The 23314-nt window shown below is 50.0% G+C and carries 8 protein-coding genes and 1 tRNA gene; 7 read left to right on the forward strand and 2 right to left on the reverse strand.

Annotated features, from left to right (window positions below; translation table 11 throughout):
* Positions 1-258 precede the first annotated feature (258 nt).
* Both FYZ48_RS16000 and FYZ48_RS16005 read left to right on the forward strand, forming a co-directional pair.
* Positions 259-1044: a sensor histidine kinase gene (locus tag FYZ48_RS16000; protein ID WP_145185911.1), complete on the forward strand. Its 786-nt coding sequence runs from the start codon at positions 259-261 to the stop codon at positions 1042-1044.
* 112 nt (positions 1045-1156) lie between these two features.
* Positions 1157-1241, forward strand: a tRNA-Leu gene (locus FYZ48_RS16005).
* A gap of 143 nt (positions 1242-1384) precedes the next feature.
* Here the strand turns inward: FYZ48_RS16005 and FYZ48_RS16010 are convergent.
* Together FYZ48_RS16010 and FYZ48_RS16015 are read right to left on the reverse strand one after the other, a co-directional pair.
* Complete coding sequence (locus FYZ48_RS16010) at positions 1385-2098, reverse strand: methyltransferase family protein (protein ID WP_149342079.1); 714 nt, start codon at positions 2096-2098, stop codon at positions 1385-1387.
* Positions 2099-2162: 64 nt separating this feature from the next.
* Positions 2163-3434 carry a lactonase family protein gene (locus FYZ48_RS16015; protein ID WP_149342083.1) on the reverse strand — a complete coding sequence of 424 codons (1272 nt, stop codon included), beginning with the start codon at positions 3432-3434 and terminating at the stop codon, positions 2163-2165.
* A 370-nt stretch (positions 3435-3804) separates the two neighbouring features.
* On the opposite strand from FYZ48_RS16015, the gene FYZ48_RS16020 reads away from it, so the two are divergent.
* The 5 genes from FYZ48_RS16020 (at position 3805) to FYZ48_RS16040 (ending at position 23300) form a co-directional block, all read left to right on the forward strand.
* Entirely contained in the window at positions 3805-5340 is a 1536-nt protein-coding gene (locus FYZ48_RS16020; protein WP_149342088.1) for a DUF1559 family PulG-like putative transporter, read from the forward strand.
* A gap of 77 nt (positions 5341-5417) precedes the next feature.
* A complete protein-coding gene (locus FYZ48_RS16025; RefSeq protein WP_187782054.1) occupies positions 5418-6293 on the forward strand; it encodes a DUF1559 family PulG-like putative transporter in 876 nt (291 codons plus the stop codon).
* Positions 6294-6362: 69 nt separating this feature from the next.
* Positions 6363-7370 carry a DUF1559 family PulG-like putative transporter gene (locus FYZ48_RS16030; protein WP_149342096.1) on the forward strand — a complete coding sequence of 336 codons (1008 nt, stop codon included), beginning with the start codon at positions 6363-6365 and terminating at the stop codon, positions 7368-7370.
* Between the two features lie 474 nt (positions 7371-7844).
* Complete coding sequence (locus FYZ48_RS16035; RefSeq protein ID WP_390625132.1) at positions 7845-18278, forward strand: Calx-beta domain-containing protein; 10434 nt, start codon at positions 7845-7847, stop codon at positions 18276-18278.
* A 174-nt stretch (positions 18279-18452) separates the two neighbouring features.
* Complete coding sequence (locus FYZ48_RS16040) at positions 18453-23300, forward strand: Calx-beta domain-containing protein (RefSeq protein WP_187782055.1); 4848 nt, start codon at positions 18453-18455, stop codon at positions 23298-23300.
* Positions 23301-23314: the final 14 nt, after the last annotated feature.

The following is a 23314-nucleotide window of genomic DNA, read 5'->3' on the forward strand; positions in this document are numbered from 1 at the left end:
TGATGGCTGAACCAAACCCATAACCCCTATACCCCCTGCCCCTGCCTGTTTACATAACTGGATCTAGAGGGTTCATTCTTGGGCGAGTGTAACAGGTGGCTGCTCAGGTTCTGGATTGCCGATTTGCGGCAGCCGATATTCATAGGTAGATAGCGCAGCTGAAACACTCTCCCGCTTCAAGTGCAGCTTGAATCAAACTTGAATCAAATGGGTGTTCGAAATTACAACTCACTCGCCTCACAAGGATGTGTCAGGTTTATGACTCAGCAAACCGTCGAAAATCTTGAAGCCCGCGTCAAAGAGCTGGAAGCTCAAGTCCAGGATTATCAGAAGCAGCTCATTCAGGCACAGAAGATGAGCTCCGTGGGTGCCCTGGCTTCATCAATCACGCATGAATTCAACAATATTCTCACGACCGTGATCAACTACGCGAAGCTGGGCCTGCGTCACAAAGAGGAAGAACGCCGGGACAAAGCGTTTACCAAGATTCTCTCCGCCGGTCAGCGGGCCGCCAAGATCACCACCGGCATGCTCTCGTATGCTCGCGGTAATGAGAGTCGCCAGGAACCGGTCGACCTGGTCGTGCTGGTCAAGAGCGTGATCGCCCTGGTGGAAAAAGACCTGACGATGAACCGCGTCAATCTGCATACTCATTTTGATGCTCAGCCGGAAGTCACGTTGAATCCGAACCAGATCCAGCAGGTGCTTGTCAATCTGATCGTGAATGCCCGTCAGGCGATGCCCGGCGGCGGCAGACTCGATCTGGCGGTGCGAGTGAATGCGGAATCGAACCTGGCCGAGGTGATTGTGCGCGACAGCGGTTCTGGTATTCCGCCCGAGCAGCTGCACCATATCTTTGAACAGTTTTACACGACCAAAGAAGCAGACGAGAATGGTCAGGGAGGCACCGGACTGGGACTGTCACTGGCCAAAGAGGTCATGGAGGCCCATAACGGACGCATCCGTGTTGAGAGTGCCGTTGGTAAAGGGACTGCTTTCACACTGAAATTCCCACTCTCGGCAGCAGCCATCGAAGCGGCCTGATTCGAGGCCTTTTCAGGCAACGGGCCATTCTGAGTCGGTCAATGGGATCCGAGTTTTTTGCCTGTTTCCATTGAATTTCATAAAGCGTTATAATATATACTCTTATTCTCAAGCCGGAGTGGCGGAATCGGCAGACGCGCTGGATTCAAAATCCAGTGGGGGTAAACCCCGTGCGGGTTCAAGTCCCGCCTCCGGTACTATGAAAACCCGACAGGAAATGGTGTGAAACCTTTCCCGTCGGGTTTTTGTGTTTTGAGGGTACCTGAAACTCAGAGATTCTTCAGATGTACGTGAGTTTGTCTAAGAATGCCGGTCCGTTTCCGCGGGTGATCTTTTTTCGTTACCAGATGCCTGGGATCAGCTTATAGCGCACCCGCAATGCGTATTCCCGGTACCCGTTCAATTCTGCCTGCAGGGTCTGGTCTTCCCAGTGGGTTCGCACAATCAACACCAGGGAGGCGATTCCAGCTGGAATCAAGGCCCACAGGGATCCCAACGAAAGCGGCATGCCGATGGCAGTGAGGATTCCCCCGACATAGCCGGGATGACGCATGATGGCATAAGGGCCTGTGTCGATCACCGCATGCCCGCGATCTGTTTGAATCCGCACGGTGACTTCAAAGAACTTGTTCACGGCTTCGGCCCAGGTGACAATTACCATCCCGGCCAGCAGCATAAAATAGCCGACGATGCAGATCCACCACGGAACCGGAAACCAATGGAATCGACTCTCGTCGAGAGCCGCTATGGGGACGATGGCCAGCATCGATGGAAAGTAAAAACCGAGCAGGATTCTGTCCCACTGTTTCGTTCCTTGGTGGAAGTGACTTCTCGCGACAATGACTTCGGGATTTACACGCTGAAGAACTACGAATCCTGCTGAGACGACCACCAGCAGAAAGAGAATGAACAGCCAGCCCTTCGACCATGTCCATGTTCCCGCAGGCAGGAACATAAACAGAGCGAAGAAGAGAGGCAGGCCAATCAGATCCAGAACCAGACGGCGGCGATTGATGCCCTGAGGTGTTTTCTCCGAGTCACTGTCAGCGGCCATGAATCGTTCCTCATTTCTCGCTTACGAACTCAGCAATCCAGTCTGGATCATATTAACTCCTGCATCAAGGTTGCTTCGCCAGGTCCAGAAAGACGACGTGCGAGGGGTTACCGACGGCAGCGTAGTGGTCTGTGAAGTGCAACTTGCCTGTTGCTTTATCGACCTTGAACACGGCCACGCTGTCGGCCCGCTGGTTACAGCAGTAGAGAAATTCGCCGGTCGGGTCGAAGCTGAAGCTGCGGGGATAATTGCCGCGGGTCCATTCATCAGCTACCCAGGTCAGTTCGCCGTTGGCGCCGACGGAAAAGATGCCGATGCTGTCGTGCAGCCGGTTGCCGGCATAGACGTACTTCCCGTCTTCCGAGACCAGAATTTCCGAGCAGAAGTTACTGCCTTTGAAACCATCCGGCAGTGTCGAGATGGTCTGCCGGGCGGTCAGTGTGCCAGCCTTTGGATCGAAATCGAAGAGGACCAGCGTCGAACCTTCTTCCTGGATCGAATAGAACCAGCGTCCGTTCGGATGGAAGTGGAAGTGCCGGGGTCCGTCGCCGGGAGGCAGAGAGACTGCAGCCTGATCATTCGGCGAGAGTTTGCCCGTTTTTTCATCGAACTTCCAGATGTAGATTTTGTCCAGTCCGAGATCGACATGAAACACAAAGCGACCGGAGGGATCGGCCTGAATCATGTGAGCGTGCGTATGATCGTGACCACTGAAGGCGAAGCTACCTTCGGGGGCATTCGTGGCTGTGGTGGGACCGATTTTGCCGGCATCATTTTTGACATCGGTGGCTTCGCCGAGTGAGCCGTCTTTCAGAATGGGGAGCACGGAAATCGAACCGCCGAAATAATTCGCAATCAGCAGGTATTTTCCTGAGGGATGGATGCTGACATAGGTCGGCCCGTCTCCCCCCGAGTTGACCTTGTTGAGTTCTGTGAGCGAGCCGTCTTCCCGGTTGATCTTGAAGGCGGAGACGGAACCATGCTTTTCCTGGCCGACCCGATCGGTTTCATTGGTCGAATAAAGGCGTGTGCCTTCCGCGTTGACGGCCAGACAACTGGGGCTGGTTCCCATCCGCTGAATGCCGGCGGGAGTCATTGCTCCCGTTTCGCGATCGATCTGGAAGAGATGAATGCCGCGTCCGTTACCGGGTGGCAGGTCGACCTGGGTATCGAGCACATCCTGAAGCGGAGAACTGAAGGTGCCGACATAGGCCATCAGGGGTTTGTCCGAGGATTTTGATTCCGCGTAGGCCAGTCCGGCGACCAGTGGAAAGGTTCCGGTCAGAGCGAGAGATGTTTTCAGAAACGAGCGGCGGGATGTTTTGGGAGATTGCATGGTGTGAGTTTCTATTATCATCAGGAGAAATTTCAGGATGTCGGGCTTCGATCATAGCTCGCGTGGGGAGAGAATGCATCTGAAATCGCCGATTCTTTGGGAGACAAAATCGGATCCTGATCGGGGTGTGTACAGAATTTGTTTAACTCAACCACACCTCCTGCCTGCAGCATGTCGGATCGCTGGCTGGTGTGATTCTTTGTCCGCATTTAACTTGCCTGAACCTAAAGTGGAAGATAGACTTAAATTACTTCTCTCTGATGTCGAAAGACACACACTCACAGAACGAAGGCAGGCACAAACTTCGCTTCATCAGCCCCCCATGCGCGCGGGGTCTGATCCGATTTGACTCAGCTGAAAGTTTGCCTACATGTCTGCTACTCGCTTACTCCCTGCTGTTCCGGGGAACTGGAACCGCTGTCTGTCCACATTCTCTCTCTGCCTGTTCCTGCTGCTGGTTTCTGCAGGTTGTCAAAAGCCTCAGCCTGGTGATTCCACAGCGGAAAAAGACGACTCTTCAGCTTTGTCTGCCGAACAGTCACCCTCAAAAGATTCTGCCACTGCGGAGGAAAAGACCATCGATCCCAAAATGGTGACGAAACCAGGGGAGCCGATGACGGTCGAACGTTATCAGCAGGTGAAAGCGCACTTGAAAGACATTGGCCTGGCCCTGCATTACTCACATGATAAAAACCGGTCTTTCTTACCATCACAGGAAGAACATCCTGAATATTACGATGAGAATGGTCAGTTGAAAGTCAGCTGGCGGGTCCACATTCTGCCCTTTCTGAGTCAGAAACCGCTATACGATCAATTCAAACTGGATGAAGCCTGGGATAGTCCAGCCAATGCCCCGCTGGCAAAGAAGATGCCCGAGGTTTACCGCTCTCCCGATACCCCGATCGGCTCAGACAAGACCCGCTTCCGTGTCTTTGAAGGACGATGGGGAAAAAACTCGAGAGGCAGAGAGACGCCATCTACCCTATTTCCTGTCGGTAAACCTGTATCCATGCGGAATGTGAAAGACGGGACTTCGAATACCGTTATGGTTGTTGAAGCAGGCCCGGACAAAGCTGTAGAGTGGACTCGGCCCGGTGGTTTGAATTTGGAACATCCGAAGGAAGAATTCGGAGCCGCTGGTCGTGGCATTCCGGTACTGCTGGCCGATGGCGCGACTCTCTGTTTCAAACGGGATATCGATGACTCGCAATGGAAAGCCTTGATTGGTCCGGATGATGCTACCGTCGTTGACTACCGAGAATTCGTCATCGTCCATACCACTCTGAAGCCAGGGCAGATCAAGGTCCTGCAACAGCTTCGCGAGATTACCATGGCATTTTACGACTATGACAACAAATACAGGCGGTTTCCGCCCGCGGATGAACATCTCGTCGACGGTAAACCCAACTTGAGTTGGCGCGTGCATCTGCTGCCCTTCATGGGACAGGAGGCACTGTATCAACAGTTCAAACTGGATGAGCCCTGGGATAGCCCCCACAACAAAGCCTTAATAGTAAAAATGCCGGCGATTTATCAGTTTGGTTCCGCAGGTAAGCCAGGCGAAACACGTTTGATGACCTTTTCCGGAGAAAAGACGCCGTTTCCCGGGGGGCCGGGCCCACGTATCAGAGATATCACTGACGGGACTTCCAATACGATCTTCTTCGTGATCGCTGCAGCGGAGAAAGCGGTGCCCTGGACGAAACCGGAAGACCTGCCCTTTGATCCTGCTGACCCGGTCAAAGCCCTCGGTACGTTAACCACGCCTGTGATCCCCGCTGTGATGATGGATGGCTCGACAATGGGAATTCCTGTGAACATCCCCGCGAAGTCGCTGGCGAATCTGATTCAGCCGGCAGACGGTAATGTGATCACGGTTGATCTGCTCCCCTACAAACCTGAATAAGATTGGAAACAGGCACTGATTTTTCCACCTGTTTTCACTTTAAAGCGAACCTCTCTGACAGAACCATGGAGACGAGAATGTCTATTCAGAATCGAATTCTGCTGCTGGCGTTGCTGATGGTAGCAGTCACAGTTCCGAGCGGATGCCAGAAACAGCCTGCTGAGAATCCCACAACGGAAGAAGCTGCCACCGAGACTGGTGCACCGGCAGAGACGGTCGCTCAACCGGAAGAGCCAAAGATCGCCCCGGAGATGATGACCAAAGCGGGTGAACCGATGACTGCCGCACGTTACAAGGCGGTTGGAAATCAGCTCAAGCAGATTGGTCTGGCACTGCATAACCTGCACGATCAAACACAGTATTTCCTGCCGCCCCAAGAGAAACATCCTGAATTTTATGACGAGAATGGTCGGCTGAAAGTCAGCTGGCGGGTGCACCTCCTGCCTTACATGGACCAGAAGCCGCTGTATGATCAGTTCAAGCTGGATGAAGCCTGGGACAGTCCAAATAATGCGCCGCTGGCGAAGAACATGCCTGATGTCTTTAAATCGCCGGACACACCTGCCGACTCAAACAAAACCCGCTTTCGGGTATTTGAAGGGAAACGGGAGAAAAATAGTGAGGGAGAGGAGAAAATGACCACTCTGTTCCCCCTGGGGCAGCCTGCCCGTATGCGAGACACGCTAGACGGTACTTCGAACACGATCATCGTGGTCGAAGCTGGCCCCGACAAAGCTATCGAATGGACGAAACCGGGTGGTCTGAACCCGGCGCAGCCAAATGCCGAACTGGGAGAAACTGCTTCACAGGTTGCGATTCTGAAAGGGGATGGATCCATATCACTCGTTAAAAAGGATCTGGAAGACGCGCAATGGAAAGAGATGATCGGCCCGCAGGACTTCACGCGGATTGATTGGGATGCTATCGAAGTCAAACCGGGACAGAAAGAATAACTGTCAACGACGAACGGTATTATATCACCACCCAACCCACGTAGTTTTTTATAAGACACCCAGACGACCATGACCATCAGTTTTGAATGCAGGCAGTGCGGTAAGAAATATAAAGTCGGCGACGATAAAGCCGGTAAGAAAATCAAATGCAAAGCGTGCGAAGCGGTGATGAAAATCCCGGTTCCCGCTGGTGATGATTTTCTGGAAGCGTTTGAGGAAGAAGAGGAAATGGATTATTCGCCACCGACACGACGGCGGAAGAAGAGCCCCTCGACGCCGGCGAAATCCAAGCGAAAGAAGCAGACGGCTTCCAAAGTCAAACCGGGGCCGCTGATCGCGATCGGTGCCGTGGTTCTGCTGCTGGGGGGCGGAGGTTATTTTCTGCTGACCTGGGGCGCCCCGGGAGGCAAGATCATGAAGCGTATCACCGACAAGGCGGACGATATGATCAACTCTCAAATGAACGGGGGAAATTCGCAGCAGGTCCGGGAGTCAGAGGCAGACAGCATGAAAAAGATCGGGCTGGCCTTTCATCACTATCACGATTCCTTCACGCGATTCCCTTACGCCGATGCGCACCTGACCGACGGTAAACCGAATTTAAGCTGGCGGGTGCACCTGCTCCCGTTTCTGGGGCAGACGGAGTTGTATCAGCAGTTCAAGCTGGATGAGCCCTGGGACAGTCCGCATAACAAGGCCTTGATTACCAAAATGCCGGATGTCTACCGGACAGAAAATACCCTGCAGCCGGGCTTCACGTCTGTGATGACCTTCTCAGGCAAGGACACCCCGTTCAACGGCGGTCAGGGTTTACGCATGCGGAGTTTCACCGATGGTGTTTCCAACGTGATCCTGGCGGTCAAAGCAGGCCCGGATAAAGCGGTTCCCTGGACACAGCCAATCGACCTGCCCTTCAATCCTGGCAATCCGATCAGCGCACTGGGACAAGCTACCAATGGGGGATTCCTGTGCATCATGGGTGATGGTGCACTGCGAACGATTCCGACCAGTATTTCGCCACAAACGCTCAGTCTGGCAATCCAGCATCGGGACGGTCAGAGCCTGCCGATCTTCTGAGTGGGTACAACATTGCCATAAGCTATTTATATATAGAGTTTTACTGTCATTTCTTAATGACATGAAATTTTAAGGTAGAGAAGCTGAAAGTTATGGATACGTCTCTCCGAAACTGATATATTCACACATACAGATAATTCAATCCTGTATATCAACCCGCTCATTATCTGATTCACCCAACACTTACGCTTAAACTCAACGCCTCAACGTGCGGGCCACGTACGTTTGATCGCAACAGATAGCCAGAAAGCCCTGCCTCGCATGCTGTTGACTAACTGGTTGAAGTCCCTGACTTCACGATACCGAACTGTACGCTCACGTCGTCCCCGAAATCAGCGTTCTCGTCACCGGAACCGGTATCAGCCCGCGCTGAGTCGACGTCCGATTGGAATTGAAGAGTTGGAAGACCGCACGCTGCTGACCTCGATGATCAGTATTGATGATGTGAGTGTCTGGGAAGACACCAGTCTGGGTATGGTACAATTTACGATCACCCGAAGGGGAGAAAATCTGGGTGACCTGAACAGCGAACTCATAATCAGCTACTCAACTCAGGATGGGACAGCAACAGTTACTGATAATGATTATAATTCCGCATCCGGGACGATTCGCTTCTTTGCAAACCCTAATACAGTAAAACAAACAAAAACTATATTTGTCCGTCTGAATGATGATTCAATCACAGAAGGAAATGAAAGTTTCCAGCTGGTCCTCACAACCGAAGCGCAAGACGCAATATTAGTGAGGGATACTGGAACAGCTAAGATCTACAACGATGATCGCAACTCACTCAGCATTAATGATGTTACAGCACTGGAAAATGACATCTTCGTTTTTGAGGTGAGCCTTGATCATGCAGCAGGCACAGATATCACGTTCCTGGCAACTACTGAAAATGGAACTGCCAGCAACATATACGATAGAGATTTTACAACTCAGTCTAACATGCCCTATACCATCAAGGCAGGAGAATTAACCACTGAGATTAGCGTATATGTGCATGATGATGACTCTCGAGAGACTGATGAAACTTTTTTTGTCAAACTGAGTGCCCGGGAAAATAACAGTTATGAGTTCCCCTCATACTTAACTTTTTCAGACGACACAGGTCAGGGAACCATCTTGAATGACGATGGACTTCCCGGCTCTACTTTTCGACTTGACTCATCAAAAGTAATCGAAGGGAATGATGGCACTCAAATTCTGATTTATGATGTCGTCAGAACCGGGCAATCCGCGGGTGATTTAAATTTTGATTCGACCGTCGAATTCAGGACGTTGGATGGAACGGCTACGGCTGGAGAAGATTATTCAGACAGATGGACTACAGTCAATTTTTCAGCATCAGCGACTGAGACAGAACAGATCATCAGCGTGGAAGTTCCCATCCTGGGTGATGCTAAAAAGGAACTTTCTGAAACAGTCATTGGGCAGTTAAGTAATCCAACCAATGGCAGCATATTGAAAGGGAATGTAGATACCCTGTTGGCGACAGGGATTATTATCAATGATGATACAGATCTAATTTATCAGCAAGCCTACACCCCAGGTCCCCTACATGCCAATCATACCAATGAATATGCGGGAAGAATTATTGCCGTCGATGACGATGTCATGGTCATCGGTGTCCCTTACGGAGAGACAAATGAAGTGCATAATTCCGGGGCAGTCTACATCTATGTAAAAAACCAGCAAAATACTCCCCTCGACCAATCAGATGACACCTGGGAGTACGAAACAGTTCTGGTCCCTGATGATCCTGGAGAGTATGCTCATTTTGGCTCAAGCGTCGCCATCAATAACGACACCATTGTTGTCGGGGCAACCGGGAACGAGCGGAGCAAGATTTATATTTTCACGAAGGTCGGCAGTGACTGGAAATCGACAGCTCCCATTCTCAATTCGTTCACGGTCGATGGGCTGACAGACTCTTTCAACTCCTCGGAAATTGGCCGTTATTTATCGATCTATGATAATACGATTGTTGTTGGAGCTCCTGATTACGATGCGGGAAATGGTGCTGTCTTTGTATTCGATAATTCAGAAAATGACTGGTCTGCACCCACAATCAGTCTTTTGAGCCCCACGGTAAGCTCAAGCACTGATCAATACGGATTTGAGGTATCGATTTCGGGAGACCTGATTGTTGTTGGTGCATACCTGGACAGCGAGCTTGATCCATCGAGAGGCTCTGCCTACGTCTATACAAAAAATGGTGATGACTGGAGTACCATTCCACCAACCGAAGCCAAACTCACTTCTACTGATGGAAAGGGATTTGACTGGTTTGGTTATTCCGTAAGCACAAACGGAACAGAAGTCGCAATTGGCGCAAAGTACACAGACGACAATGGAAACTTAAGTGGTTCTGTGTATCTGTACTCCCGAAACGGTGATGACTGGACATCGACTGCGCCAAATGAAATAGAACTGACTGGTTATGCTCAATGGGACAAATTCGGCGACACGGTCATTTTGAGTGAGAATGAATTATTTGTTGGCGCATTTGAAGATGACACAGCTGGATATCTGAAAGGCGCCGTTTATATCTATTCTAAAACTGGTGACATATGGGATCTGAACACACTCGAAGAATCAGTATTAGTTCTTCCAGATGAAGAATACACTTCAATCGGCAGATTTGGTGAGGGAATTGCCTATTCGAACGGTAATCTGATTACAGGAGCCCCCTGGGTTGATATTCTGGGAAATCGCAGCGGAGGTATCTTTACTTATTACCAGAATGGAGCTTCGACCTGGGTGCCAGGATTTGAGTTTTCGCCAGACTCTGCACTGACCAAGCAAAATGAATATGAAGCATATGGAAATGTCGTCGCGGTCAGCGGTAATTATATGATTATCAGTGCAGCGGGCACTGACTCAAACCTTGCCCCTACCGGAGCAGTGTATGTTTATCGCAAGAACGACAGCGGGACTCCCCTCTTTTCCAGTGATGACACCTGGGAACTGGAAACAACGTTTGCAGCACCAGATCAGGAGCGGATTATCGATTTTGGCCAAAGTGTCGCCATCGATGGTACGACCATCATTGTGAGTGCAAGATTAGACGATGGAACGGGCGAAATCTATATATACGAAAGGAACGGTTCAGACTGGGTTTCAATCCCTCCCTCGATGACAGCACTTTACTCTCATGTTAACTCTTCCATCATCTGGCAAACCAGTCCTTACCACAGACCCATCTTTACAAAACAATCGATTGCCATTCAAGACGATACCATTGTCATCGGGAGTCGCAACGGAGTTACTTATCCAGGCTACCAGGGCGTTGTCTATGTCTACACCAGGAATGGGGCTAACTGGGCAGATCAGATACCGACGGAATCTGTTTTGACTGCTTCTGACGGGGAGGTGGACGATTCTTTCGGCTATGCTGTGGATATTGATGGAGACAAGATCGTTATCGGAGCTTTTGACGACACCGCTAGACGAGGAATTGCGTATCTTTATATCAAAGGCAGTCTGGGCTGGGATAATGCAACCGAAATAAAATTGATTGGTCATGATACACAGGTTCAAGATCGATTCGGGACGAGCGTAGCAATCGATGGCAATACAGTCGCGATAGGAGCCCCATTTGCAAATGAGGCAGGAACCCATGCGGGGGCAGTTTATATTTTTGATGGAACACATGGATGGGATAATCCTGAAGAGTATAAATTCACGCCTCAAGATTCAGATGTCACAAAACAACGTATGTACGGCGCGTCGATTTCTTTAAGAAATAATCAATTAGCAGTTGGCTTCGCTAATGAGCTCGATAATTATCTCTATACATCCAGTGGAACGGGTTCAGTCTATCTGTACGATGGCTCTGCTGGCTGGGATCCGAATAATGAAACGATGATCACAGCTGCAACAATACCGAAAGTATCTTTTGGTGGTTTTGGAACGAATGTAGCGTTGGACGATGATGGTAATCTGCTGCTGACCGAACTGTATGAAGCTATTTCAATTTCTAATTACAATATAGTCCACAGCTTTGTACGCCCTTATTTCGATGAGAGAATTGAAACAGACACATTAATTCCGCCTGCCCCCCTGTCAAATGAAGACCATATCGGTAATGCAATCGAAGTCAGTGGTGACTATATGGTCGTCGGGGCGATTCATAGTGACATTGCTACGACGGATGGCGGCGCTGCTTATGTCTACATTCGAAACAGACAGGGAACGCCAGATAATGAGTCAGACGATACGTGGGACTATCATTCCACTTTGACGGCGTTTGATGCTGAAGCTGGTGACCAGTTCGGGACGAGCATTGCCATTGATGGGGACACGATCGTGATTGGCAGTCTCCTCGACGACGACCAGGGGGACGACAGTGGTTCGGCTTATGTCTACAGACTCGTTGACAACGTATGGAGCCTGGAAGAAAAGCTGACAGCCACAGATGGCAGGGAAGGCGACCAGTTTGGTATTTCCGTGTCCATCGAAGATTCTACGATCGTCGTTGGCGCGCGTTACCATAACTACTTCATCTCAGCCTTTGATGATCATACCGGAGCCGCTTATGTTTTTGATCGATCCGGCACAGACTGGACACAAACCCAAAAGCTGACCGCGTCAAATCATAGTGATCAGGATGCGTTTGGGCACGATGTGCTGATCAAAAACGACGCCATCTACATCACCGGTCTGCGGGCAGCTGTAGACGATTCCCCATCGGGTACCGGTGCCATCTATATCTTTCATAACCAGGACGGAGCCTGGACTGAACAACAAATCATAGGCCCTCCCGATGGCGAATATGATGACTGGTTTGGCTATGATATTCATGTGGACGGAAATTTCTTAGGCGCCGTTTCAGCTGCAGATGATGAGTTTAAAGGATCTGTCTATCTCTTCATAAACAATGCAGGCACCTGGGAATTTCAGCAGAAGCTGACTCCCCCTGTGGCAAATCAACTTGACCGGTCCGCATTTTCCATTCGTATTTCAGGAACAACCCTTGCTATCGGCTCACTGCTGAGCGATGGACAGACAACCGATACGGGTGCTGTTTTTCTCTACCAGTTAATCAGTGGAGACTGGGTTGAGTCCCAGACTATTTCAGCTCTTGATGGAGCTGAGCAGGATTATTTTGGGCATGCAGTCGCTTTTTCCGGTGACCAGATTATTGTCGGTGCCCCTCAGAATGATGAAGCCGGCAACAATGTCGGGAAGGTCTATGTCTTCCGTACTTTTGCTCCCCAGATCAATATCATTCCCACCAGCCAGAAAGAGGGAGATCAGGGAGAGACGATTTTCACCTTCGAGGTGGAACGCGTTGGCCAGTCTTCTGGTGATTTAGACTTTGAGTCGACCATTGACTTTGAAACAGTAGACTTTAGTGCCACCCTTGCAGATCACGATTATGAATTTCAATCAGGGACAATCACATTCACAGCCGATTCGAATGCAATTCGTCAGACTCAGACCATAGAGATCACAGTCTATGGTGACGACATATTTGAAGGTGACGAAAAATTTGTTGTCAGACTGTCAAAACCATCAGACGGCACCATTCTCGGTAGCAACAGCGTCTTTGGCTGGATCGAAGAGGATGACCATGCAGAACTGGGGATTGAGAACACCACTGTCAACGAATCTGCCGGCACGGTAAGCATCACAGTTTCACTCGATAAGCCTGCAATCGGACGGGTCAGCGTAATGTATTCCACCGCTGATCAAACTGCAGACTCTCCAGCTGATTACGCTTCTACTACAGGCACTATCACATTCGAAGCTGGAGAATTGAGCAAAACCATTCAGGTTCCAATTACTGATAATGCCATAGTGGAAGGTAACGAAATATTTCTGGTCAATCTCACAGACCTGGTCGCCGAGGGTTCTGATGTCATCATCAGTCAGGGTCAGGCAGAGGTGACTATCGAGGATGACGACGAAGCGACTATCTCCATCGACGACGTCTCGGTCGACGAATCAGCGGGGACAGTTAATTTAATTGTCACTTTGAGCCAGGCATCTGCAAATACGGTCACCGTAGATTTCAGGCCCATCAATCAGACAGCAACAAAACCCGCTGACTATCTGGACCATACAGGCACGCTGAGCTTTTCACCTGGTGAACTGACCCAAACCATCACCTTCTCTATCGTTGATTCAGACCTCGTCGAGCGGGATGAACAGTTTCTGGTACTGCTCTCGAATATCCAGGCCGGGGGAGGAAACGTCACTTTTGCCCGAGATCGGGCTCAGGTCACCATTCTTAACGACGACCAGGCCAGTATGACGGTTGATGATGTTACCGTCGATGAAGATACGGGCACCGTGGAACTCACCGTTTCACTGGATCACACAGTCGACACCACTATCTCGGTAGAGTATGCGACAGCAGATCTGTCTGCTATTGCCGGAGATGATTACACTCCTCAGACCGGTACTTTGACATTCAGTCCTTTTACACTTACCAGGACCATCTCAATCCCGATTGTGAATTCAGATCTGGTGGAACTGGAAAAATCCTTCTTCGTGAATTTGAGTAACCTGCAGGCTAACGGTCGCGATGTGATTCTTGCCGACAGCCAGGCTGAAGTGACGATCACCGACGATGACCAGGCGCTAGTGACCATTGATGACATTACCGTCAATGAAGCCGACGGGACTGCAGAGGTCACCGTTTCGCTGGACAAGCCTGTCGCAAGTGAGATCAGTGTCGACTACACAACAGCCGGGCAGTCAGCCCTGGATACCGAAGATTTTGAATCCCAGTCCGGAACACTCACCTTCTCTGCCGGTCAGCAGACCAGGCTTATCAGTATTCCACTGGTGAATAACGAAGATCTGGAGTTAGACGAAAGTTTCAGTATCATACTGAGCGATCTGCAGAATCATGGATTTAATGTGGTTCTGGCTGATGCTCAGGCTGAGGTGACCATCGAGGATGACGAACAGGCCCGTTTTTCGATCGCGGATATCGACGTCAATGAAGCAGATGGGACTGCGATCCTGAATGTCACCCTGGACACCCCCTTACCTGTCACGGTCACCGTTGATTTCACGACTTCGAACCTGACTGCTGTTTCCCCGGATGACTATCAGTCGACATCAGGTACATTAACATTTCTGCCTGGCGAACTTCCCCAGACGATTACAATCGACATCGTTGATTCTGATCTGCTGGAAATCGATGAAACATTTCTGGTCACGCTGTCAAATCTTCAGTCGGGCAACGCGAACGTCATTCTGGGGGACAGCCAGGCGGAAGTGACCATTCATGATGATGATCAAGCCAGCCTGACAGTAGATGATGTGACTGTCGACGAGAACGCGGGCTCAGTTCTGTTAACCGTGTCACTGGATCAGGCAGCGGGTGACACAATCTCGATTGATTATGCGACGGCTGATCAGTCTGCAGTGGCCGACGATGATTATTCTTCACAGACGGGAACTTTGACATTTGCTCCCGGAGCACTCACTCAGACGATCTCGATCCCGATTGTTGACTCTGACCTGGTGGAACTGGAAGAGTCTTTCCTCGTCAATCTGAGCAACCTGCAGACCAATGGCTGGAATGTCAGCCTGACAGACGCCCAGGCGGTCGTGACGATCTCCGACGATGACCAGGCGCTAATGACTGTCGACGACATTTCCATCAATGAAGCAGAAGGGACTGCGGAAGTGACCGTTTCCCTGGATCAACCCGTTGCAGGTGAGATCAGTGTTCACTTTGAAACAGCAGACCAGACAGCCGTTGCAGGCGAAGATTACGAAGGCCAGTCCGGCACGATCACTTTTTCCGCCGGCCAGCAGACCAGGATCATCAGCATCCCCCTGATCGACACAAATCTCGTTGAACCGGATGAGCAGTTCCTGATCAATCTGAGCCAGCTACAGAATAATGGATTTGATGTGGTCCTGGCTGATGCCCAGGCAGAGGTCACCATTCGGGATAACGACCAGGCTCAGTTTACGATCGACGACATCATTGTAAGTGAAGCCGATGGGACTGCTGTCTTGACCGTTTCATTGAGTCACCCCGTCACATCGACGGTCACCATCGATTATGCAACGGCAGACGATTCGGCGCTCTCTCCCGAAGACTACCAGGCTCAAACAGGCACTCTGACGTTCCTGCCCGGTGAGCAGTCGCAGAGTATTACCATCGATCTTATCAATTCCGATCCGATCGAACTCGATGAACGCTTTCTGGTGAACCTCTCCAACATTCAGGCCGGAAGTGCAGATGTTGTGATAGGCGATCATCAGGGAGAGGTTACAATTCAGGATAACGAACAGGCACAGTTGATTGTAAGTGACCTGACCGTCAATGAGGCAGACGGGACGGCTGAAGTCGTAGTCACGCTGGATCAACCGGTAAACTTCGAAGTTCGAGTGAACTATTCACTGTCCGATGGGAAGGCCCGAAACTCACTCGACTACCAGAGTCAGTCCGGAACACTGATCTTTGCTCCTGGGGAACAGAGCAAAACAATCACGGTTGCCCTGATTGATAATGACAAGGTAGAAGAAATCGAAGATTTTCACGTAAATTTGTCTGGCCTCAACATACAGAGCGATGTCGTGATCATCGGCCGTTCCCAGGCAGATGTTTCCATCGTTGATGATGACCAGGCCCAGTTTTCAATCACCGATATCACCGTCGATGAAGCGGCAGGAATCGCCCGACTCTACATCTACCTGACGGATACCGTGTACGCGAACATCTCTGTCGATTACAGCACCGTAGATCAATCCGCTGTCAGCGATTCTGACTATCTGGCCAAATCGGGCAGGCTGACATTCACTCAGGGACAGACGGCCAAGAGTCTTACGATCACCATTACCGACGACCAGATAGTTGAAGGGCTAGAATCCTTCTACGTTCAGCTTTCGAATATTCAGGCGAACGGGGCGCAACTCACTTTTGCCAATGATTCTGGCGAAGTCACCATTGAGGACAATGACGAAGCCAGCCTGACGATGAGTGATGTGACCGTCGATGAATCGGCGGGAGTCGCATTAGTTTCACTGACACTGGACCAACCAGTCGAAGAGGCGGTTTCTCTTGATTTCAACACGCTGGACCAGAGTGCCCTGGCGAATGCGGACTACCAGCCTACAGCAGGTACGGTCACGTTTCAGCCGGGTGAAGTCTCACAGACGGTCAGCATCTCTCTGATCGACACGGATCTGGTGGAACTGACAGAATCGTTCCTGGTTCAGTTCACGAATCTGCAGGCCGGCGGTGCAAATATCGCGCTGAGTCGTAACCAGGCAGAGGTGACAATAACGGATGACGACCAGTCAAATATCACGATCGACGACATTTCGGTGGATGAGTCCGCCGCGAATGTGCTGGTTACCGTCTCGCTGGATGCCCCCGTCGATGCACCGGTGGTCATTAACTATGCAACCGCCAGTCAGACAGCCCAGTCACCGTCGGATTACGCTCACAGATCGGGATCGCTGACATTTACATCGGGAACACAGACCCAGACAATCAGCATTCCGATTGTCGATTCTGGTCTGCTGGAAATTGACGAAACATTGTCAGTGATCCTGTCAGGCCTGCAGGCTTCGGGACGGAATGTAATTCTGGCTGATGACCGGGCCGTAGTTACGATCCTCGATGATGACAGTGCCTCTGCGGAGGTAAATCTGAGACTGGTCTCCTCTCCGACGCCGACACAGCCGGACGGTTCGATCATCCAGTTACCCGAACATGAAACATGGCTCAGTGAATGGGCCACATGGTGGATTGAAATCTGGGTCCAGACCAACGATCAGACCAGCCAGGGGAGCATTTCGGTCGATGTCGATCTGTCTTACAATTCGGCTGTTGCCTCGGCGATGGAAATCGAATACGGGCCTCGGTTCTCTACAAACCAGACTGGTGATATTGATGATTCAGCAGGAACGATCACCGACCTGCATGCGGAAACATCAACGGCTGGACTGCAGGTGAACCGGCGGACGCTGTTTGCCCGGATTCGCTTCACTCCCCAGGCGCAGGATCAGATTGATCTCGATCTGAGTGAAAAGATATTGCCTGCTGAAGATTTGGAACTGCAGGCGAATTCCGTCGAAGTTCAGCTGTCCAATGCCGCCCCCTTTGTCACGCCGATAGAAGCGATCCCCGCTGTCCAGATCTATGCCAACCCGTATGACCTCAATAACGACGACGCCATTAATTTCCGGGATCTGATTCTGTTTGCGAGTGTGTATAATTCGACTCCCAGCCAGTCTGATTCCGACTATGCCTGGTTTGCAGACTTGAATCAGGATGACCGGGTGCACTTCCGGGATCTGCTGCTGTTTGCTTCCAATTATGGGAAGTCGAAAGCCAATGGATCCGTTGTTACCTACCCCTCCAACTTCCCGGATGCCTGGAATCAGCTGCTGATGGCTGATACGTCGAGTGCACCGCAGCAGACGGCGTCACCATTGTCACAAACAGTCGCGACGACTTCCTTCTCTCGGATTGTCGATCAGGTGAGTGGCAGTCTCTCTGAAGAGCAGAATGTCATGCTGGAAGCCACGACTGTGCAAGTGGTCGATCTGGAAGGAGACGCGCTGGGCCGGGTCGCAGGCGGCTCAATCTATATTGATGTGGATGCAGCGGGCTATGGCTGGTATCTGGAAGGCAGCCCTGCTGCTGATTTTAACTTCGTTTACGACAGCGATCTGAGTCTCATCGCGTTGCCCGGCAGTGACGCGGACGGCCGCTTTGATCTGCAGACGGTACTCTTCCACGAGCTGGGGCATCTGCTGGGTTACGAACACGCAGAAGACGGAGTGATGCAGGACACACTCGCTCCCGGCATCCGCCTGCTGCCCGACTGGGAACTCAACTTCGAATTCGACCCGGGGCTCTCCCTGGAGGATACTGATGATTTTTTCCTGGGCGTTCAGGACGAGTCAGAACTCACACCTTTTTAAATCCTACCTTTATCATTTTAAGTAACGTTATCTGATATGTCTGCTTCTTACTGGTTCAACCTGTTACAACGAAATCTGTTCCGTGTATCTCGTCGACAACGACGGCGCGTGCGACTTCCGAAACACCACCCTGCTATCACACAGTTTTCGCGTCCCCTGTGCGTGACTGAGGAGTTGGAAGATCGTACGCTGCTCACATCTTTTTTCAGCATAGATGATGTGTCAGCCGCAGAAGGAAGCTCAGGTATAACTGAATTGATCTTTACGGTCTCTCGAACGGGAACGACTGCCGGGGATCTTTTCAGCGATGCTTCTATTTCCTTCCAGACAGAAGACGGATCAGCTACTTTGGCTAACAATGATTATCTGGAACAATCCGGGATACTCTATTTTTCTGCAGATACCGAAGCGACCTTACAGACACAGACAATAACAGTTCAGTTAAGTGGCGACAGTTTTACGGAGGGAAATGAAACTTTACACGTAGTCCTCTTCGACAACAGTAGTGGAACTACCATCTCTGAGACCACAGGCACTGGTACGATCTTAAATGACGATAGCAATTCAATCAGTATCAATAATGCCACTGCACCCGAGAATCATACAATCAGTTTCGAAGTCTCCCTTGCAGAAGCAGCAGGAACCGACATCAGCTTTCTAGTCAACACGATCACAGATACAGCAGATAACAATGATTACACTTTTCTGTCAAACAAAAAGATCACCCTGCGTGCAGGTGAAGTATCAACTCGAGTTTCAATCCACATTCATGATGACGAAATAAGCGAACAAGACGAACAGTTCTTACTGGTTCTCAGCCAGATACAGATTCATAACGCTTTAGTGCCCGAGAATATTACCTTCCTGAACGATACGGGGGTAGGAACGATCGTTAATGACGATGGATTGCCTGGTTCGGTATTCAGTATTACAAGCGAGAAGGTCATTGAAGGGGATTTACATTTCCATGAGCTATTAAGATTTACTATTACTCGTTCCGGTGGTACAGCCGGTGATTTAAATTTTGAGACCTCAGTCGATTTTGAAACGATTAATGGAACAGCAGAAGCAGGTGAAGATTACCAGTCTGTTTCGAAAACAGTTACTTTTGCAGCCAGCCCGTCTGCTACAACTCAGACCAGTTATGTCAATGTTTATGTCGATGGCGACTTCCAGAACGAGGATACCGAAACAGTCATAGGTCGCTTGAGTAATCCTTCTGATGGAAGCTATTTTAAGGGTCAGGCAGCGGCACTGGAGACAACCGGTTACATTACGAATGATGACTCTGACTTTGTGTTCCAGGAACGTTTTTCAGCTGATCCGTCCTATGCGAATCATTCGGGCGATAGATTCGGGCATTCGGTTGCAATAGATGGTGATATTCTGGTAGTCAGTGCCCCTGGTAACAGCCTGGATGGGCTTCAGTCAGGGATAGCCTATGTTTATCAGAGAAACAACCAGGGAACAACACTCGACCAGACAGATGATACCTGGGATTTTCAGACGATCTTACAACCTCCCATTCCCGAGGCAGAATCCTGGTTCGCTGGTTCCATTGCCATCTATGGAAATACCATCGTCGTTAGTGCGCAGAATGATGGTACGGGGGCCATCTATATATTCACTCGCTCCGGTGACGACTGGAAAACCGATCCCCCTGTTGTCAGAAGGTTGCAGGTTGCAGGACTGTATGCCCTGGCCCGTTTCGGGACTTCTGTTGATATCTATGAAAACACGATCGTAGTAGGTGCCCGATTTGATACGACCAGCGGTACCCGTAGCGGAGCCGTATATATTTTTGAGAAAGAAGGCAATGACTGGTCCTCTACATCTCAACGCATACTGCTACCAGATAACCCCATGTATGATGATTTCTATGGCAGTTCAGTTGCCATTCACAGCGATCTGATAGTTGTTGGCTCCGTATACGATGATGATAAAGGGTACAACAGTGGTTCAGCCTACGTTTATTCGAAAATCGGTGAGAACTGGACAAGCGAGGCACCTACCACAGCCAAACTGACAGCCTCTGATGGTATGGCGAGAGACAACTTTGGCTTTTCTGTTGACACTAACGGGACGGATGTCATTGTCGGGTCATACTTTGGGTATGACAAAGACCTAAACAACAATGGATCGTTATATTTATTTTCAAAAAATGGATCTGACTGGAATACTGAAGCACCTGTAGAGCTTAAGTTAACAGGCACTACAGCAGATCCTTTGGGGCGGACCGCTGCTTTGAGTTCCAACCTATTGGTTGTTGAAACTCGGTCGGGTAAGGCTCATATTTTTACCAGATCGGGTTCCGGATGGATATTCGATCCAAACTACGAAACGGTTCTGACACATGATGGGGATGTATCATCTTCCCTTGGACCGAAAGGAATAGGAGTCGCTATTTCAGGCAATACGGTCGTCTTTGGAGCGTCGAATCTTAGCACAGATGGAAGTCATTCAGGGCTGGTTTACACTTATGATCAGAGCCCCGATGATCAATGGATTAATAAAAATGAAATCATTCCCAACGCGCCATCGACTATCCATAATGGTCTTGACAATTTTGGCCAGTCCATTGCCGTCAGTGATGACTATCTGGTAATCGGCGCACCTGCGACAGATTCGCATCTCGCCCCTACAGGAGTTGTTTACATCTATTCCAGAAATGATGGTGGCACTCCCGATTTCAATGACGATGATACCTGGGAGTATGAAACTTCTCTGATTGACCCTGCCCCCGAAGCTAACAGGGACTTTGGAACCTCGGTTCAAATTGAGGGGACAACAATTATCATCGAGGCATCCCCCACAGAATTTCCATTTGAAACAGAAATCTATATCTATACTCGGAATGGATCGGACTGGAAGACAATTCCCCCTACAGTAACCCCCCTACTTGAAACTGTGGGGCGCACATTGTTCAATGAGACTTCAATTGCTTTCCAGAACGACACAATCGTGGTTGGTAATCCGAGTGGGCTTGTCAATGACATCTCGACGGTAGGAGTCGTCTATGTCTACGAAAAATATGGGAGTGACTGGTCCACCTTACCACCCACTGAATCAGTACTATTCGCATCAGATGGTGAATTTTTTGATCATTTTGGAGTCGACGTCGATATAGACGGTGATCTGATTGTTGCCGGGGCTGAATACAATCAGGATCGAGGTGCCGCCTACCTCTTCCAAAAGGGAAATAATGGATGGGGTTCTGCTTCACAAGTCAAATTAACGGCTTCGGATCTCAAATTAGGTAGCAGGTTTGGATCCTCTGTTGCTGTAGAGAATGAGACTGTGATTGCTTCTGCAGCAACTGTAGGTGACCGTAATTCTGGTGCGATTTATATCTTTGATGGATCAGAAGGCTGGGATGATCCCCTTGAAACCATCATCTCTCCTGCAACAGATCCCCGTACATATTACTTCGGAAAGGACATCGATTTAAATGGACATCTCCTGGTTGTAAATGGAGATACGTCTATTCCCGGTACCAGTATCTCCAATGGAGCCGTCTATATTTATGATGGTTCGGATGGATGGGAGAATGTTAAAGAAACCATACTGCCTCAATCAACCCAATCCGATACTTATCATCGAGGCTTTGGTCACTCTGCCGTAGCAATCCTCCAGAACCAGTTATTCATCGCTGCCCTGCATTATAATAGTCCAGAGATAAGTCATGTTTATCATTATCAAACGATATCTTCCGCAGAGTTACATGTACGCGTTGTAGATTCTCCCTCTATTCCTCAGCCGGGTGACTTTTCGAGTTCGCTTCCCGCAAACCAAATTGTACTCAACGAATGGTCGTCGTTCTGGGTTGAAATCTGGGTCAGTTTAAATAATACGAAGAGCAATGCTATCCAATCTGTCGACTTTGACTTTTATTACAGAAGATATTGGAGTGTTACCGATTGGACGTCTGTCAGCGAAGTTGAATTTGGCGATAGTTTCAGCGAAAACCAAACCAGTACAATCGATGACCAATTTGGTGTCATCAGAAATTTTCATGCAGAGACATCTGAGGACTTTGTCGGAAGTGAAGACTATATCTTGTTTGCGAGAGTCAAATTTGAGTCACGGGAATCCGACCGTATCGATTTAGACTTATCCAGCAGGAGTATTGGTCCTTCTAGTCTGAATTTTTCTTTTGGCAACCCTCAAGTGACCCTCTTTAACGAGACGATAGATCTGACTAAACCAGGAGCAGTCTCTCATACAAAGATCTACGCTAATCCCTACGATCTCAACGATGATGATGTCATCAACTACCGGGATTTATTGCTGTTTGCCAGCGTGTATAATTCGATTCCCAGTCAGTCTGATTCGGACTATGCCTGGTTTGCTGACTTGAATCAGGATGATCGGGTCAACTTCCGGGATCTGCTGCTGTTTGCTTCCAATTATGGGAAGTCGAAAGCCAATGGATCCGTTGTTACCTACCCCTCCAACTTCCCGGATGCCTGGAATCAGTTTCTGGTGGCTGATACGTCGAGTGCACCGCAGCAGACGGCGACTCCACTGTCACAAACAGTCGCGACCAAGTCCTTCTCTCGGATTGTCGATCAGGTGAGTAGCAGTCTTTCTGAAGAGCAGAATGTCATGCTGGAAGCCACGACTGTGCAAGTAGTCGATCTGGAAGGGGATGCGCTGGGCCGGGTCGCAGGCGGGACGATTTATATCGATGTGAATGCAGCGGGGTACGGCTGGTATCTGGAGGGGAGTCCTGCTGCCGATTTTAACTTCGTGCATGACAGCGATCTGAGCCTTATCGCGTTGCCGGGCAGTGACGCGGACGGCCGTTTCGATCTGCAGACTGTACTCTTCCACGAACTGGGGCATCTACTGGGTTACGCACACTCAGAAGACGGAGTGATGCAGGACACACTCGCTCCCGGTACCCGCCTGCTGCCCGACTGGGAACTCAATTTCGAATTCGACCCGGGGCTCTCCCTCGAGGATACCGATGATTTTTTCCTCGACATTCAGGACGAAACGGAACTGATGCCGTTTAAGTAAACGGAGCTGTCGAC

Source organism: Gimesia chilikensis, assembly GCF_008329715.1.
In the GTDB taxonomy this organism is placed as follows: domain Bacteria; phylum Planctomycetota; class Planctomycetia; order Planctomycetales; family Planctomycetaceae; genus Gimesia; species Gimesia chilikensis.